This is a genomic window from Sulfitobacter sp. G5_S2_6_S6, from assembly GCF_054968505.1.
In genome coordinates this window covers 87,695-102,519 of sequence record NZ_JBQKUI010000010.1, presented here as the reverse complement: position 1 = coordinate 102,519, position 14,825 = coordinate 87,695, and the positions used below count along the sequence as shown (strand labels likewise).

Annotated in this window: 15 protein-coding genes; 11 read left to right on the top strand and 4 right to left on the bottom strand. The window is 58.2% G+C overall.

What is annotated here, in order from left to right:
• From ACTRWK_RS15120 to ACTRWK_RS15090, 7 genes are all read left to right on the top strand, one after another.
• On the top strand, positions 1-373 hold a 373-nt coding region (locus tag ACTRWK_RS15120), incomplete at its 5' end, for a VirB8/TrbF family protein (protein WP_462844029.1).
• 1 nt (position 374) lies between these two features.
• Complete coding sequence (locus tag ACTRWK_RS15115; protein WP_462844028.1) at positions 375-1,070, top strand: TrbG/VirB9 family P-type conjugative transfer protein; 696 nt, start codon at positions 375-377, stop codon at positions 1,068-1,070.
• Positions 1,067-2,446: a TraB/TrbI/VirB10 family type IV secretion system protein gene (locus ACTRWK_RS15110; RefSeq protein ID WP_462844027.1), complete on the top strand. Its 1,380-nt coding sequence runs from the start codon at positions 1,067-1,069 to the stop codon at positions 2,444-2,446. Before ACTRWK_RS15115 ends, ACTRWK_RS15110 begins: the two co-directional genes overlap by 4 nt.
• A gap of 4 nt (positions 2,447-2,450) precedes the next feature.
• A complete protein-coding gene (locus tag ACTRWK_RS15105) occupies positions 2,451-3,437 on the top strand; it encodes an ATPase, T2SS/T4P/T4SS family (RefSeq protein ID WP_462844026.1) in 987 nt (328 codons plus the stop codon).
• Entirely contained in the window at positions 3,434-3,628 is a 195-nt protein-coding gene (locus tag ACTRWK_RS15100; RefSeq protein ID WP_462844025.1) for a DUF4177 domain-containing protein, read from the top strand. The genes ACTRWK_RS15105 and ACTRWK_RS15100 overlap by 4 nt, the downstream gene beginning before the upstream one ends.
• Positions 3,625-4,035 carry a hypothetical protein gene (locus ACTRWK_RS15095; RefSeq protein ID WP_462844024.1) on the top strand — a complete coding sequence of 137 codons (411 nt, stop codon included), beginning with the start codon at positions 3,625-3,627 and terminating at the stop codon, positions 4,033-4,035. The genes ACTRWK_RS15100 and ACTRWK_RS15095 overlap by 4 nt, the downstream gene beginning before the upstream one ends.
• A 12-nt stretch (positions 4,036-4,047) precedes the next feature.
• Positions 4,048-5,124: a TrbL/VirB6 family protein gene (locus ACTRWK_RS15090; protein ID WP_462844023.1), complete on the top strand. Its 1,077-nt coding sequence runs from the start codon at positions 4,048-4,050 to the stop codon at positions 5,122-5,124.
• A 275-nt stretch (positions 5,125-5,399) separates the two neighbouring features.
• Here the strand turns inward: ACTRWK_RS15090 and ACTRWK_RS15085 are convergent, their stop codons facing one another.
• The 3 genes from ACTRWK_RS15085 to ACTRWK_RS15075 are packed head-to-tail and all read right to left on the bottom strand — an operon-like array spanning position 5,400 to position 8,064.
• Complete coding sequence (locus ACTRWK_RS15085; protein WP_350139636.1) at positions 5,400-6,290, bottom strand: hypothetical protein; 891 nt, start codon at positions 6,288-6,290, stop codon at positions 5,400-5,402.
• Positions 6,291-6,311: 21 nt separating this feature from the next.
• Entirely contained in the window at positions 6,312-7,226 is a 915-nt protein-coding gene (locus ACTRWK_RS15080) for a nucleotidyl transferase AbiEii/AbiGii toxin family protein (protein ID WP_088652245.1), read from the bottom strand.
• Positions 7,216-8,064, bottom strand: coding sequence for a type IV toxin-antitoxin system AbiEi family antitoxin domain-containing protein (locus ACTRWK_RS15075; RefSeq protein ID WP_350139641.1), 849 nt, complete (start codon positions 8,062-8,064; stop codon positions 7,216-7,218). Before ACTRWK_RS15075 ends, ACTRWK_RS15080 begins: the two co-directional genes overlap by 11 nt.
• A gap of 111 nt (positions 8,065-8,175) precedes the next feature.
• Here ACTRWK_RS15075 and qatA point away from each other — a divergent pair, with 111 nt between their 5' ends.
• From qatA to qatD, 4 genes are all read left to right on the top strand, one after another.
• Positions 8,176-10,122 (top strand): Qat anti-phage system ATPase QatA, encoded by a 1,947-nt coding sequence (qatA, locus tag ACTRWK_RS15070; protein ID WP_462844022.1) that lies wholly within the window; start codon positions 8,176-8,178, stop codon positions 10,120-10,122.
• A gap of 233 nt (positions 10,123-10,355) precedes the next feature.
• Positions 10,356-10,997, top strand: a complete 642-nt coding sequence (gene qatB / locus ACTRWK_RS15065; RefSeq protein ID WP_462844021.1) for a Qat anti-phage system associated protein QatB — start codon at positions 10,356-10,358, stop codon at positions 10,995-10,997.
• Complete coding sequence (qatC, locus tag ACTRWK_RS15060; RefSeq protein ID WP_462844020.1) at positions 10,994-12,358, top strand: Qat anti-phage system QueC-like protein QatC; 1,365 nt, start codon at positions 10,994-10,996, stop codon at positions 12,356-12,358. Before qatB ends, qatC begins: the two co-directional genes overlap by 4 nt.
• Before the next feature lie 5 nt (positions 12,359-12,363).
• The gene (gene qatD, locus ACTRWK_RS15055) at positions 12,364-13,107 is read left to right on the top strand and encodes a Qat anti-phage system TatD family nuclease QatD (protein WP_088652251.1); all 744 of its coding nucleotides are present in this window, start codon (positions 12,364-12,366) and stop codon (positions 13,105-13,107) included.
• Positions 13,108-13,167: 60 nt separating this feature from the next.
• Here the strand turns inward: qatD and ACTRWK_RS15050 are convergent, their stop codons facing one another.
• Entirely contained in the window at positions 13,168-14,781 is a 1,614-nt protein-coding gene (locus tag ACTRWK_RS15050) for a hypothetical protein (RefSeq protein ID WP_350139650.1), read from the bottom strand.
• Positions 14,782-14,825: the final 44 nt, after the last annotated feature.

The following is a 14,825-nucleotide window of genomic DNA, read 5'->3' as shown; positions in this document are numbered from 1 at the left end:
GGAGGTCTATAACCAGCTCGACAACGATCTGCGCATCCGCAGCGTCCTGCGCCGCTCGGACGGAGCTGCCGAGAGCGGGCTGCGCCAGATCTGGAACAGCGCCAACGAGAATTACCCGCCGACCGTCTATGGCCCCAATGCTCGGCTCGACGTGGAAATCCTCAGCATCAACCGGATCGGAACCAACCGCGCGACGGTCCGCCTGCGCAAGCGCCTGACGTCCATTAACGGCACCCAGACCGGCCTCTTCACTGCGACGCTTCTCTTCGAGTTCCGCCCGGAGACCCGCCGCTCCATCGATGAGGTCTGGACCAACCCCTTCGGCTTCACCGTGCGCGAATATTCCATCCGCTCCGACAGATTGGAGAATTAGTTTGATCAATAAGTTCTTTGTTGCTGCCATATTTGTTTTGCTGCCTGCCCTTGCATTTGCCGAAGCGATCCCGCGCGGTGGTCCAAATGACAGTCGTGTGCGGCTGGCCACCTACCAGGAAGGCCAGGTCTACCGGATCAGCGTCTCGCTCACCCATGTCACCACCATCGAGTTCGGGATCGGCGAAAGCATCCGCTCGATCATCGCGGGCGACACTGAGGGCTTCGAGATCGACGGCGTCCCGGGCGGTCAGGCCTTCGCGATCAAGCCTGTGGCGCGCGGGGTGCATACCAATGTGACAGTCTATACGAACCGCCGGAGCTACTACTTCAACGTCGAGGAGGCCCGCAGCCCAACCTTCTACGTGGTGCAGTTCCGCTACCCTGACGACGCTGCGCGCCCGACCCGGGCCATCGCGGCCCGAGCGCCGAACTACAACTACGGTGCCAGCGCGCGGACCGAGTTTACGCCAACCCGCATCTGGGATGACGGGACGTTCACGTATTTCGCCTTTCCAAGAAACGCACCTGTGCCAGCGATCTTCCGCTACGCGGGCGGCCGTGAACGCACGGTCAACACGCAAACCCCTGAGGACGGCGTAATCCGAGTCAACGGCGTGAACCGCCAATGGGTCCTGCGACTTGGCGAAGAGGTGGTCTGCATCGAGGCGATCGCGCCCGCGGAGGCCGCTTCATGAGCGATACCGAGAACACTGAGCTGGAAAAGCGCCTCGCCGCCCTTGAGAAAGGCAGTGCCCGCGCCCCCACGGCCGCGCAGCGCCGGTCGCCCCTTCTTGCGCTGATCGTGGTCCTCGTCATCGGCGCCGGTGGAGCCCTGCTTTATCTCCTCTCACAGCCCGACGAAGAGGAAGTCTTGCCGACGGCCACCCCGGACGTCTTCCAAAACGAGGGGGACGGCTTTGGCACCATCGAGACCTTGCCCCCGCCCGAGCCCGAGGTCGTGTTCGTTGCGCCGGATCCGGTCGCGCCCAACGCTGAGCTTCTGGCGCAGATCACGGCCCTGCAGGCTCAGATCGAGGAATTGCGCAACGCCCCCGAACCGGTCGTCGAGGAAGACACCGCCGCCGCAGAGGCGATCGACGCGCTGACCACTCAGATCGCGGCGCTGCAAGCTGCCTCGGAAGCCGCACAGCAACGGTTCCAGGACGAACTGACGGAGCGGGATCGAAGTCTCGAGCAATTACGCATGGATCTGGAACTGGCCCAACTCGAGGCCAGCCGACCGCAACCCGCGCCATCAGGCCCCACAGAAGATGAGCTGCGCGCACGCGAGCAAGAGCGACTGCGCCGCGAGGAAGAGGCCCGGCGCATGGCCGAGCTGGAGCGCCGCGCAGCGGAGGAACGCGCCTTTCAGGAGCGGCGCATCGCCTCGCCCACCATCGCGTTTGGCGGTGCCTCCGGAGCGAATGAAACGGCTCTGACCGAACGCACTTTTGGAGAGGTGACGGATTTCGTGCTGAACGGGGCGCTGCCCTCGACGGTGACGCAGGCCGAGGTGATCGCCAATCCCTCCAACACGATTCTACAGGGTACCATGATCCAGGCCGTGATGGAGACCGCCCTCGACAGCTCCCTGCCCGGCCAGACCCGTGCCGTGGTGTCCGAGGATGTCTACAGCGTGGATGGCACGCGCCTTTTGATCCCCCGCGGATCCCGTCTCATCGGGCGCTACCGCGCCGGCGTCGATATCGCGCAGCGTCGCGTCACCATCGCGTGGGACCGGATCATCCTGCCCGACAACCAGACCGTCCAGATCAGCTCCTTCGGGGGCGATGAACTGGGCCGCTCCGGCGTCACCGGTTTCATAGACACGCGCTTCGCCGAGCGTTTCGGGTCGGCCGCCCTGATCTCGCTGATTTCCGCCGCGCCAAGTGCCGCCGCCTCCGAGGTCCAGGATGAGACTGCCGCCGACGTTCTCGAAGACGTTGGCGATGCTCTGGCAGATGCGACGGACAGCGTCATCGGTGACTATCTCTCAATCGGCCCCGTCATCTATGTCGACCAGGGCGCCCGCGTCACCGTCATGGTCGACCGCGATCTGGAGATATTCTGAGCCCATGTCACTAAGCTATCTCGAAACCTCGCTCGACCGGATCGATGCCGCCGCCCGCGAAGATGTCATCGAGATCTGCATCAACCCCGACGGGACCTGTTGGGGCGAATTCCAGGGCGACCACTTCATGCGCGCGCTGGACCAAAGGCTTACGGGCGTTCAGGTCAGGGACCTCGGCAACCAGATCGCCTCCTCGGCCAATACAACGATGAGCAAGGACCGCCCCATCGTCTCGGTCTCGATCACCTATAAGGGTCGCCCGATCCGGGCACAGGTCATCACCCCGCCCGCCGTGCTCTCGGCAATGTCGATCAGCCTGCGGTTCTTCTCGAGCCTGCCGCTCGAGGGTATCGCGCTCGATTTTCTCTACGGCAAGGAACGCAAGCTCGAAGACCTGCGCGTGGAAAAGAAGCGCGCCTTGCGCTCCGTAGTGGCCGCGGGTTTGATCGATGATGCGCTCACCTTCTGCGTCGAGAACAAACTCAACATGATCGTCTCGGGCGGCACCTCCACCGGCAAGACCGTGGCCGCGCGCAAGATCCTCTCTCACGTACCGGCCGAGGAACGCATCGTGACCATCGAAGAAGCGGCCGAGCTTCTGCCGACCCAGCCAAATGCCGTGAACCTGATCGCCAATCGCGACGCGGAATTCCAGACCGCCGATGTGCTTCTCACCGCCACGCTGCGCATGCGCCCCGACCGGATCATCCTGGGCGAGGTGCGCGGCAAGGAGGCCATGACCTTTCTGGAAGCCATCAACACCGGCCATGGCGGGTCCATGACCACGCTGCATGCCGAAACCCCGCAACTCGCCGTGCAGCGGCTCGCGATCGCGGCACTCAAGACCGAAATCCCGATGACCTATGCCGACATGATCCAGTACATCGAGAACTCCATCGACGTGATTATCCAGGCCGGTCGCCATGACGGCAAACGCGGCATCACCGAATTCTACCTCCCCGGCGCAACTGAGATTGGAACTTCCCCATGAAGACCTTTGAATACGATATCCTGTCCTTTCCCATGACCCGTAAGACCAGCCTCTCCGACATGCAGGCCAGCCTGAACGAGAAGGGTGCAGAAGGCTGGGAGGTGGTGTCGATCAGCTCCTCGGAATTCGCCAATATCGGGCACACCGTTTTCCTGAAGCGCGAAACCACAGCCACTGGAGCCACGGCATGAGGCAAGCGCAGCACCTCGCCTTGGCCGCGCTGGCCCTAAACCTGACACCTACCTTCGCCGTTGCCGAGCGCAACCTAGTGCCAACCCTCGATCGCAGCTTTGACGTCTGTCCGGACCGGCCCGCCGAGCCCGTCTGGATGCAGGAGATCCCCCTGCGCCAAGCCTATCAGCGGGTTCTGGTTCAGGACATCTACCGTGCCCAAAACCTTGAGCGCATCGTCGAGACTGGCAGCTGCGATTGCGAAATCCGGTTCCCATCTTGGGACGCTGCCGAAGCGGTGTTTCGGGAGAGCTACGCGAGTGACGAACGATGGGAAATGCTGCAAGCCTCGGATGGCTACAACCGCCGCGCCAACGCCGCCCGTCTCGAGGCCAAAGCGATCTGCGAAGCTGCGGGCAACTGGTGAGGCACAACCCCAATGAGCGTCGTCACCTATTTCGTTGAAACCTCACAGGGCTATCTCGACACCGCCGCTGAAACCCAGTTCGGATCTGTCGCGGCGACGGTTGGCACGCTGCTGGTGTTGGGCACAACGCTAGTGGTGATCCTCGTCTTCCTGAACATGATCTACCAGTACAAGGCGATGGACGGGCGCACGGCCTTTTGGCTCGCGGTCAAGATCGGGCTCATCGGGATATTTGCGACAAACTGGGTGCAATTCAACGCGTTCTCGTCTGCCATTCTCTATGGGATAGACAGTATCGCGGGCGCGCTTGTAGCTTCCGTCGGCGGCGGCAGCCCGGGGCCCTCCGGCACGTTCGCGGAAGAGTTCGATCGGCTGATCGCGGAACTGGGCGACTATCTGAACGCTGCCGGGTCCGAGCTGAACTGGATGGCCGGCGCCATGCTCGACATCGTCGGTGTTCTTCTGCTCTCGATCCTCGGCGGGCTGGCCGCCTTCATCCTCGTGGCCTCCCGCCTGATGATCGCGCTCCTGATCGGGATCGCCCCGGTGATGATCTTCCTGACCCTCTTCGAGGTCACCAAGGATTATTTCGCGCGCTGGTTATCCGCGCTTATCTCCTTCGCGATCTACCCTATCGTGGTCGCAGGGGTCTTCGCGACCGTCACCGGGGTGGCCTCGGCTCTCATAGGCGAGTTGGGTGATCCGGAAGGGGCTTCCAACATCGGCGCGCTCATACCTTTCTTCATGATGGTGCTCATGGCCAAGGGGTTCATAATCGCAACACCCTTCATCGTCCGCGCGATATCCGGCAACATCATGATGCCCGCCCTCTCCGGAGGTCTCGGCGGCGGCTACAGCTTTGCCCGCGCCGCCATGGGAGGCCAGCAGGCCTACAATCGCTACCTCATCGGCGGGGCCAGTGGCGCAGAATACGCAGCCCTCAGGGCGCGGCAGTTCTTTGGCGTGCAGCAAATGCCAGTGCGGCAAGGCATGGGGCAGACGGGTTCCGGAGGCGGCACAGGATCCGCAGACTCGGGATCAAAAATGCTGGCGCAGCTGGCTAGATTGGGACGGCTTGGGCGACGGTGACGGCCCAAGCGGCTACTCGATTTTGCATCACAATGCTACGTTGCGGCCTTTAATTACCGGTGCAAGATCGGATTCAGGACGAACTCACGCTAAGTGAACAATGTAGGCGTTGTGGGAGTTGTGACACTCTGCCTTACTCCACATTCGTTGACGCCCGGATGGGACGCTACAGAGGAACTCGCCGCCGGTGTTTTGGCCATCCTAGGTGTAGAGTTCCGACTACTTACCCCTTAGATTGTACTTCTGTCAGCTCGCTTAAACAAATCACGTGCTCTTCATAGAAGCTCTGACTTGATATTTTCGCCCGCGATGAAGCGCGGCAGGTATGGTCGACGTCGCACCATGTTTAGCAGATCCCAGTGCATAGCTTTAGCGAATGATTGGTTCAGTCCGGCTGGCGGTTCGAATTTGTACATCTGCATGTGCATCTTCTCATCAAACCAAAATACCGTTGAACGGTCATATTCCGGTTGGAGATAGTAATGTATCTCCCAGATTATGGCACTTAGAAACTCGGCGATTTGGCTGGATTGATACACGAATGCGTGGTCGTAGAACCACTCTTGGAACTCCGGCAATGCCAGATAACATTCCTCCATTGTTTTGACGTGGCCGTTTGCTTCTAGCGTTGATTGGAAACTTTTCACGACGCCCTCTAGGCGGGTGAAATTATGCTTCCCAATGTCACCTGTCATCTTCAGAGCCTTGATGCGTTGAACTTTCATATCCAACTCTAGGTCCATGGAGGAGAACCAAACCTTCTCGATGATGGTATACCCGTCAAGCCAAGATGCGAAGGCGCTTACAGCTTCGCTTAGTTGGGCAGTCGCCGGGGCGAGTTTCGGGTCGTCACATACCGATTTTAGGAAATGAAGATATGTCCGATGGGAACCGTCCCCGTCTTCCGGAGGCGGAGGGAGGTCGAATGGCATTAGCCCACCCTTTTTGGGATTTGGGATCGATAATAAGTCGCCCAGAAGGATGTTGAACAGTCGCGAATGCGCGCCGGTCCGGAACATGATGTTGCTCCAATCAGGCGACCATTTCTCGACCAACATGCCATAGTTGAGCATGTCGTCGATCAGATGACACACCGCGTTCAGGATTATCGCCTCCCGCTCAATCTCATTCAGGGAAGGAACATTGAATGCAAGTTCTCGTTTCATCGGTGGTCTTTCTGTCAGGCCCTAATCCCAAATCGCCGCTAAGTTGGCGGCAAATGTCTCGCGACGGTCTGGGCTGACCTTGTCGAGATTTGACAGTTTCCATCGGACCGCGGGCAGTTCGGCAACCTCCTGTAGGTCGGCAAGCTGCCATCGCACGTTTCCGCGTTCGACACCGATCAAAAATTCTCGATGGTCCTGAGGCATCTGACCGACGACGATCTCGATCATTTCTTCTCGTGTAGATATCAGATCTTCGATCCGTACCGGGGCGGCCGTCATACCCACGAAGTTGTTCTGGAATTCCTGTTCTATTTCTTTTCGTCTGGGGGCCAAAACCTCGGCGGCGGGGCGATTGTGGCTCAAGATGTAGACGAGGAAGGCTTGTCGCAATGTGTCGCTTATGCCTTCATGTGCCAGCAGATCCCGCACATCGAAAAGGTCGCGTGGGTGCTGCCTGTCGAGAGCGGCCACAAGTTTACCTGCATATAGATCGTCACGTGATACGACTAAGGTCTCGGCGAAGCTGAATTGGTCCTCAACTTTCTCAGAAACGGCCATGATCGACGGCTCAAAAACACATCCGCGCATGACTGGCGTCACTTCGATTTTTATCTGTGCTTGTGGTGATCGCACTATCAATCGGTTAAGCGTTCGTTCCTTGGCCAATCGGCTCGGAAGGACCCGTAAGTCTGGTAGGGTTTCTGAGATCGACCTGCCGATCCGTTCAAGTGCTTCATCAATTTCCGTCAGTGACTCACCACGCGGTTTGACCGGTAGGTACGTTAGGTCGATATCGACAGACAGACGTGGTAGGTCGCGCACGAACAGATTGATCGCGGTTCCGCCTTTCAATGCGAACACATCCTCAGACGCGACGGAGGGCAGTGTCCGTACCAATAGTTCGACCTGCTGGCGATAGCGCTCGTCAATGGCCATCCAAGTTCTCCGGAACCGTAATCTGGTATTTGGAGTCTAACCGTCCAGATTTTGCGATCACCCTCTTTCCACTCCCGATAGCGATCTCTGCCAGGTCTAAATGCTTCAACCACGTATGCTGATATCGCTCTGCGAACCAGAGGAAGAGGCGCGTGGCCTTAACGCTGTCACATCGTTCGAGGAGCTTTTGAAGTCGTCGGGGACTCAAATCCGTAAGTCCGGTGAACAGGTCAGCTGCGTGTTCAAAGGATTGTCTGTTGGGGATTTCATCCAAGAATTCCAGAGTCGCTCTCTCAGGGCTTGAAATGATCATTGGCCATTCCCGATCACCCCACACAAATCGTTTTAGCCCACCTGATACATGCGATGCTCCGGTATGGTTGGCAGGGAACGTGAGATCGGGAAGTTCCGTGACTGCGTGTTCGATGTCGGCCTCTTTAAACAGCCTGTTTGCATTTCGTTGCTCAAATTGGATTGACGGATCGACTTCGCGAACCCATTTGGCAAGGCGGGCCTCGGTATAGAGATAGACGCGGTGCCCCTTGCCCAGCCGGACATAGTGGCCGTACCCTTGTAGTTCGAGGGCGGATAGGCCGCCTACCGCGACGGGCTGACGCATCAACGACTGCAGGGATATAACCAGATGTTGCCATCTCGTTTCCGCACCCGGACGTGTGTAGATTCCGCGCGCTGGCTGTTTCAACCAACCGTTGGCGACATACTTTCCGCGCAAGGCGCTGGAGTAGCCTCTGTCCTCGAGCCAAGCGGCACTGACCACCAAACCTTCAGGAAGGATGTGTTGAAGCGAGTTTAGCTTTTGACCTCGTTGCGTACTCATGGTTGGTTAATTGTGCCTTTTGTAAACATGAGATCGGTTTGATCTTGTCGATATTAGATAACCTATGGTACGTAAAAAAACAAATACATAAACTGAAAGCCGAAACCCGCCATGATCGTCGCCGACAATGAGACAGCAGTCGACCTGCTCTATTATGAAGCGGTCGCAAAGACGGTCGTACGCGTCGTCTCCGAAAAGTCAGACGAACCGCTCAGCGTCGGGGTCCACGGTGACTGGGGGGCTGGCAAATCCAGTATCCTGATGATGGTTGAACAGACGTTTAAGGATGAGGAGCGTGTCCTGTGCATACGTTTCAACGGATGGCTGTTCCAAGGGTTTGACGACGCGAAAACGGTGCTTATCGAGACGATCGTCGAGGAGTTGATGAAGAGCCGTTCGGGCTCACAGAAAGTTATCGACCAAGGAAAAAAACTGTATCGCCGCATCAACTGGATGAAGATGGCGCGCAAAGCCGGCGCATACGGGATGACGGTTGCGACAGGGATACCCCACCCGGATACGCTGTCAGATCTCTACGCGGCTGCGACATCCGTCGTCAAAACCGGGGCCGAAGCCATTTCGGTGGACAGCTTGAAGAGCGTAGTCGACAGCGCCGGCGCGTATCTCAAAGACGCCGAGGCCGAGAGCACACCGCAACAGATGCATGAGTTCCGCCAAGAGTTCGAAACACTACTCGAGGTCGCCGACATCGACAGGCTCGTCGTCTTGGTCGACGACCTTGACCGATGTTTGCCCGAGACAGCGATCGGGACCCTAGAAGCAATTCGTCTCTTCCTATTCGTCCCGCGAGCAGCTTTCGTTATCGCCGCCGACGAGGGCATGATCGAATATTGTGTCCGGCAGCATTTCCCAGACTTACCGACGGCCACAGGTCCCGCGACCTACGCAAGAAACTATCTCGAAAAGCTTATCCAGGTTCCGTTCCGTCTACCCTCGCTCGGCTATACCGAGACGCGCATCTATGTGGCGTTGCTGCTCGTCTTGAACGAATGTGGCGATGACTCCGACACCTTTAAAAAACTGGTTCCGATAGCGCGTGCCGCACTCCAAAAACCCTGGATTGGCCCCGGATTGGACCGGACCAGCTTGAAAGTGGCTTTTGAAACGATACCGGACGCCGTAGAACGAGCCCTCAACATAGCCTATCGAATCGCCCCGATCCTGACTGACGGCTCGCGTGGTAACCCTCGACAGGTCAAACGGTTCATCAACACGATGGCGCTGAGACTCGCAATCGCCGAGGAACGGGGATTTGCCGATGAGTTGAATATGAGCGTCCTCGCCAAAGTGATGCTTGCAGAGCGGTTCGCGCCGGAAGTCTTCGACGCACTAGCGAGGGGCGCGGCGGACACCGGTTTTTCAGACGAGTTGATCGCCTTAGAATCGCACGCGGCATCGGACGGCACAGAGACCGTCCCTGTCAAAGCCAACGGAAAGGCGTCTTCGGCGAAGAAAGCGCCCAAGGCCAAGGAGCCTGTTCAACTTCCCGACTGGCCAAACATCGAATGGGCTAAGCGGTGGGCAGGTATTCCGCCGACTCTCGCCGAAGTCGACCTGCGTCCCTACGTGTTCGTAAGCCGTGACCGGCGTGGTGGATACGGGTCACAAACACCACTCGGTGAACTTGACGAGATGCTCGGCAAGCTCATGGGCCCGCCGTTACAAGTCAAACAGATCACGACGGAGATCAAGAGATTGACCTCTGTCGAGGCCGAACAACTCTTCGACGCATTGCGTGCCAAGGTTGCCGACGCCGAAGACCTTGTCGAAGAACCAGACGGCATGCACGGGCTGGCCGCCATCTGCCAGCATCATCCGTTCCTGCAAGCGTCGCTTGTCGGCTTCTTCAGGGACCTGCCAGTGACCAAGGTAGGGACATGGGTCATGACGGGCTGGGCGGGTGCCATCACAGAGGCAGAGGCAAAGGCCGCGTACGACGCTCTCAAGTCAGATTGGGCCGAACAGAGCGATAACCCGGCCCTGAGCGCCGCGGCGAAGGCTGCCGCAAGCATGGGCCGCAAGCGAGGTGAACGCTGATGGGCACGTCGGGAAGTTTCGGAGGGGGAAGGCCCATGGTTCCGTCATGGGTGAGTGATCCGGCTCCGGGTCCCGCGGCACCGCCGCAGAATCCGCCACAAGACGGTCAGGGTGGAACACCGGATGATGGACAGGGATCGGACACCGCGCCGCCCGCGCCAGCCGCCCCCACCCCCTATCCAGCAATTCAACCGCCCGCGCAGGGGTCCAACTACGGGTCCGCGCGTAGCGACATGACTTCGGGCACCAAGAATGGAAGTTCCGGATCAATCCGTCGTGGTGCCGGCAAGTACGTTGCTGCCAGTGGCGGCGGTCGGGCGGCCGCACGGCAGCTGGGAAGTTCACGCGCGCTCGCGGGCGGTATTGCCGGTCTGGCGAGTGCGATTTCGCGGGATGGTCCGGCAGAGGCGCTTCGTCGTTTTAACCTCGAAAGTCTGGCCGGGGCTCCGGCTCAGGACGTGTTCGTCGCACTCACCGACGCGCTCTGTCCCCCAGGGGGGACGATCGACGAGGCGATCGCACGCGACGCCTTGTTGGAGACGATCGCGGATCTCGCCGCCAAGGGTATAGGAAACTTTGACGAGCTGACGCAGGACGATCTCCAAGAAATATTCATCGGCGTCGTTTCCCGTTCTATCGAGGGAAGGATACTGAACGAGGTAGGCACCAATTCGATTAAACTCTCTCCAGACATAGCCGCCGTGGACCGTGCCCAGAAAATGTTGCACAGTTTCGTTGTCGGGTGCGTTAGGGACAGGTTCCAGGCTTCCGGTGAGTCCGTCTCATCGCTCGATAGCGGGCAGATAGATGGCTTCGTCTCCGACCTCTACGCAGCGTCCTTCGATCTCATGCAAACGATGGGAGAGGCGGAATGAAACGTTTCAGCCTGATCACGCGTCTCGGTAAGACCGAAGCCGCCAAGGTAAACGTCCTGCAGCGTGACTCGTCGGTGCATGAGTTAGACTTTCTCGATGGTGACAACCGCCTAGCCTATGGTCTGGGCCAGGCGTTGGCCCAGCTGGCATCTCTCGGCCTCACCACGCCCGAGACCGCGATCGACCTCGCGCTCCTCGCCGGACTGGTGAACGCCGCTGACACGCGGGTATCCCGTGACATCAACGCCCAGGGCGGATGGACGCGGGAAATTGATCTGTACCTGCCTGTCAGCGATCCTGACCGCTGGTCCGCACAGGCAGACCATATCGGCAAGATGCTTCGTTTCCTGACCGGAGACCGTTGGCGGCTGTTCTTCAGGCTACGACCGAAGGAGGCATCCTCTCTCAGCGTGGCTACAGACAAACTTCCGTTGCACGGGCTAGACGAAGTCAGTCTCTTCTCTGGTGGCCTCGACAGTTTGATTGCGGCAATAGACTCGCTTACAGAAGGGACGCACCCACTGTTCGTCAGCCATTACTGGGACGCGGAGACGGCCAAAGCGCAGTCATATCTGTTAGAGCGTTTGGAGACGAAGTTTGGTGACGAAGCCTTCAAATCGATGCGTGTCCGTCTGGGTTTCGACCGAAACGCGCTGGACACGGGTCAGACCGAAGACACGCAGCGAGGACGGTCGTTCCTGTTCTACGCCTTGGCCTCTCTGGCAGCCGCATCGTTCGGCACGAAGACGACCGTGAATGTGCCAGAGAACGGGCTGATCGCGCTTAACGTCCCTCTTGACCCACTCAGGTTCGGTGCGCTTAGTACCCGGACCGCGCACCCACACTTCATGGCGAGCATGCAGCGTTTGCTGGATGGACTCGGCTTACAGGTAAGTCTCAACAACCCCTATCGACACCGGACCAAGGGGGAGATGACCGACGATTGCGCGGACAAGGCCTATCTGAGAACTATCGTCGGCTCTTCGATGTCCTGTTCCTCCCCGGCCAAGGCCCGCTACAAAGGCCTCTCGCCGAGACATTGCGGCTATTGCGTCCCTTGCCTAATCCGCCGAGCGTCACTCAAGGCGGGGCTCGGATCGGACGACCCGACACTCTACACCGTCGAAGACCTATCGGCCCAGACGCTTCGCAGCGACAGGGCGGAAGGGGAGCACGTGCGCTCCTTCCATATGATGGTCGCCCGCCTACGCGAACGGCCGGAACTCGCGGGCATAATCGTGCACAAACCTGGACCGTTGATTGACGCTCCAGCGGAGATCCCCGCCTATGCGGAGGTCTTTCGTCGTGGCGTGCTCGAAGTCGCCTCAATCCTCGGCGATGTCAACGTCAAGCCAGGTTGATCCTTATGAAACCTGATTTCGTCGACTTCCATGCCCATCTCGATCTATATCCGGACCTCGCAGAGGCGATCCGAATATGTGACTCCTCAAGGACCGCAACGTTGGCCGTCACGACCACCCCAAGAGCATTTGCACGTAACAAGGAGTTGGCGGAGCACAGTCCGTTCGTGCGCGTCGCCCTCGGCCTGCATCCGCAGCTCGTCGCAGAACGCGCCTCTGAACTGGCTCTCTTCGCGGACCTGCTGCCCCAGACACGATATGTTGGTGAAATCGGACTCGACGCAAGCCCGCGCCACTACCGATCTTTTGAGGCTCAAAAGGAAGTGTTCGGAAAAATTCTAAAGCTCTGTGCTGAAGCTGGTGATAAAGTCCTAAGTCTGCATAGCGTCCGGTGTGCGAAGCACGTACTCGACATGGTAGAGGCCAGCTTACTTATGGGCCGTGGCGCTGTCGTGCTGCACTGGTTCACAGGTAGTGCCAGCGAGGCGCGAAGGGCCGTGGACATGGGGTGCTACTTCTCAATCAACGAACGCATGTTCGCAACACCGAAGGTTGATGCGGTGCTCAAGGGCATACCGACCGACCGATTATTGACGGAGACCGACGGACCATTCGTCGAACGTGACGGTGTGCCGGTTCAGCCAGGTGATGTTTCGAAGGTCGTTGACCTATTAGCGTCAAGTATTGGCGACACACCTCTCGAAATCCGGAAACTTCTAGCTCGAAATCTACGCAACTTAGTTTCCTAGAAAAGAAGCTGCAAAGACTCTCTCAAACATTGGGGTGCTGTATTGTTCGTGAGGTTTCACCTACCCCGTCAACTGTTTGCCAAGCCGCTTCAATGCGACACGGTCCTCTGCGGTCATCGTGAAGTACCTCGCCGGATAGTCAGGCGAGTATGTGCGGCTCACACGACCTTCGCCAATCTCTGCCACGATCATCCCTGCTGCCGGGTTGAACCGCCTTTGGTCCATTCCGCTTTGATCATGTAAGTCGGATAAGCTCACTGAGCCATCTCCCGCCAAAACGAGATCGACGAGATGCAAAGCGTCTGTGATCGGGCTCGACTTCAAGACAAGGGGGTCAAAAACCAGAAAGAGCTCCTCTGCCGTTTGGATGCGTGGGAGGCGCGTTCCAATTACATGCGACAGCACGACACAGCCCTCCATTTCAAGCTCAGCTAACGCCTCCTTCAGCTCGCCTTCTTCCATATCCGAAAATGCCGTTAGAATGCCCTCCTCGTCGATATTGTCAGGCATACCAGAAACCGAATGTTCACAGAGCCAACGGCCAATCCTGGATGCCAGACTACCAAGATCCCCAACTGTGCCTTCCTTAGTCTCGGGTTCGTTCCTGCCGCCCGTTTCCTCCTTAGCCTTCGGGGCAATCGGATAGCTTAAGTCCCCAAGCCAATCATCCAGCGCTGAAATCACTAGTTGGCACAACCTGGCGAACTCTCGAATGTCAGACCCAACTAGTTCCACGGTTTCACCCAGGCGCGCGTCTCGTGCGTTTTCTGCGAACTTGGCATCAACCACACCGAGATTGTGTCCGATCACATGCCGCTTCTGAATATTGAGATTGAGCAGCTCTCGCTCGTCCTCGGACAGCACGCAGAACGGATTGAAGCCAAATTCAGCATAGCGTTTTTGAGCCCTTTCGACATTCTGAAAATCGTTGCGCACAGGTTTGGCAGGCACAACACCTGATTCTTCCTTAGAAACCCTGTGAACGTAGACTACCTTTTGCACCGCTTCAAAGGCGGTCAGAACATCTTCATGCGCGTTACCCAAAAGACGGTACGCAAGTTCCTGTCGGTCTTCACCCAGATCCTCTGCTATCCGGGCTTGCTGCAAGACGAGCTCGACTTCTCGCCCGAAGTGAAGTGCGATATTTGGGGCACCGCAGTCCGGACAGTAGAGCGCAATCGCGAAGACACCATAATCCCGCCCGCAGCAGTCACAAATAAGAAGGCGCATGAGATCACGTCGACCAAATTGCGGGTTTGGGCGACGTGTACGTGTACCTGGTTTGATAGTGATCCCACCGCGGCTTTTCTGAGCAACGCCTTTGAGCATTTCCGAAAATGCAGATTCGACGTCTTGCATTGCCGCATGTTTGACGATCTTGATCGCGGCCTCCTGGTCCTTTGGATGCGTGAAGTCCCCGTCATCGCCGATGACACCACTGTAAGGACATACAGTCTTTGTCGTCCCTGGTTCCTGCCTCATCCGCTCACGCTTGTGCTCTTCGACGAAAAAACCGGCTTCCCTATTGCCAAGAACGAAGTGTCGGGGATGCGCGATTTCATTCGGAGAATAGCGGTAAACGCGTCCGTCCGGTGTTTGAGGCAGCGGAATAGCTAGCTGCATTTTGGATCCTGTGCCGCCCACCTTGTATTTTTTTAGGCTTTTCATTTTCATCAGTCAGCCCCCACTCGTTCGAATTTCTTGGAAGGAAACACACA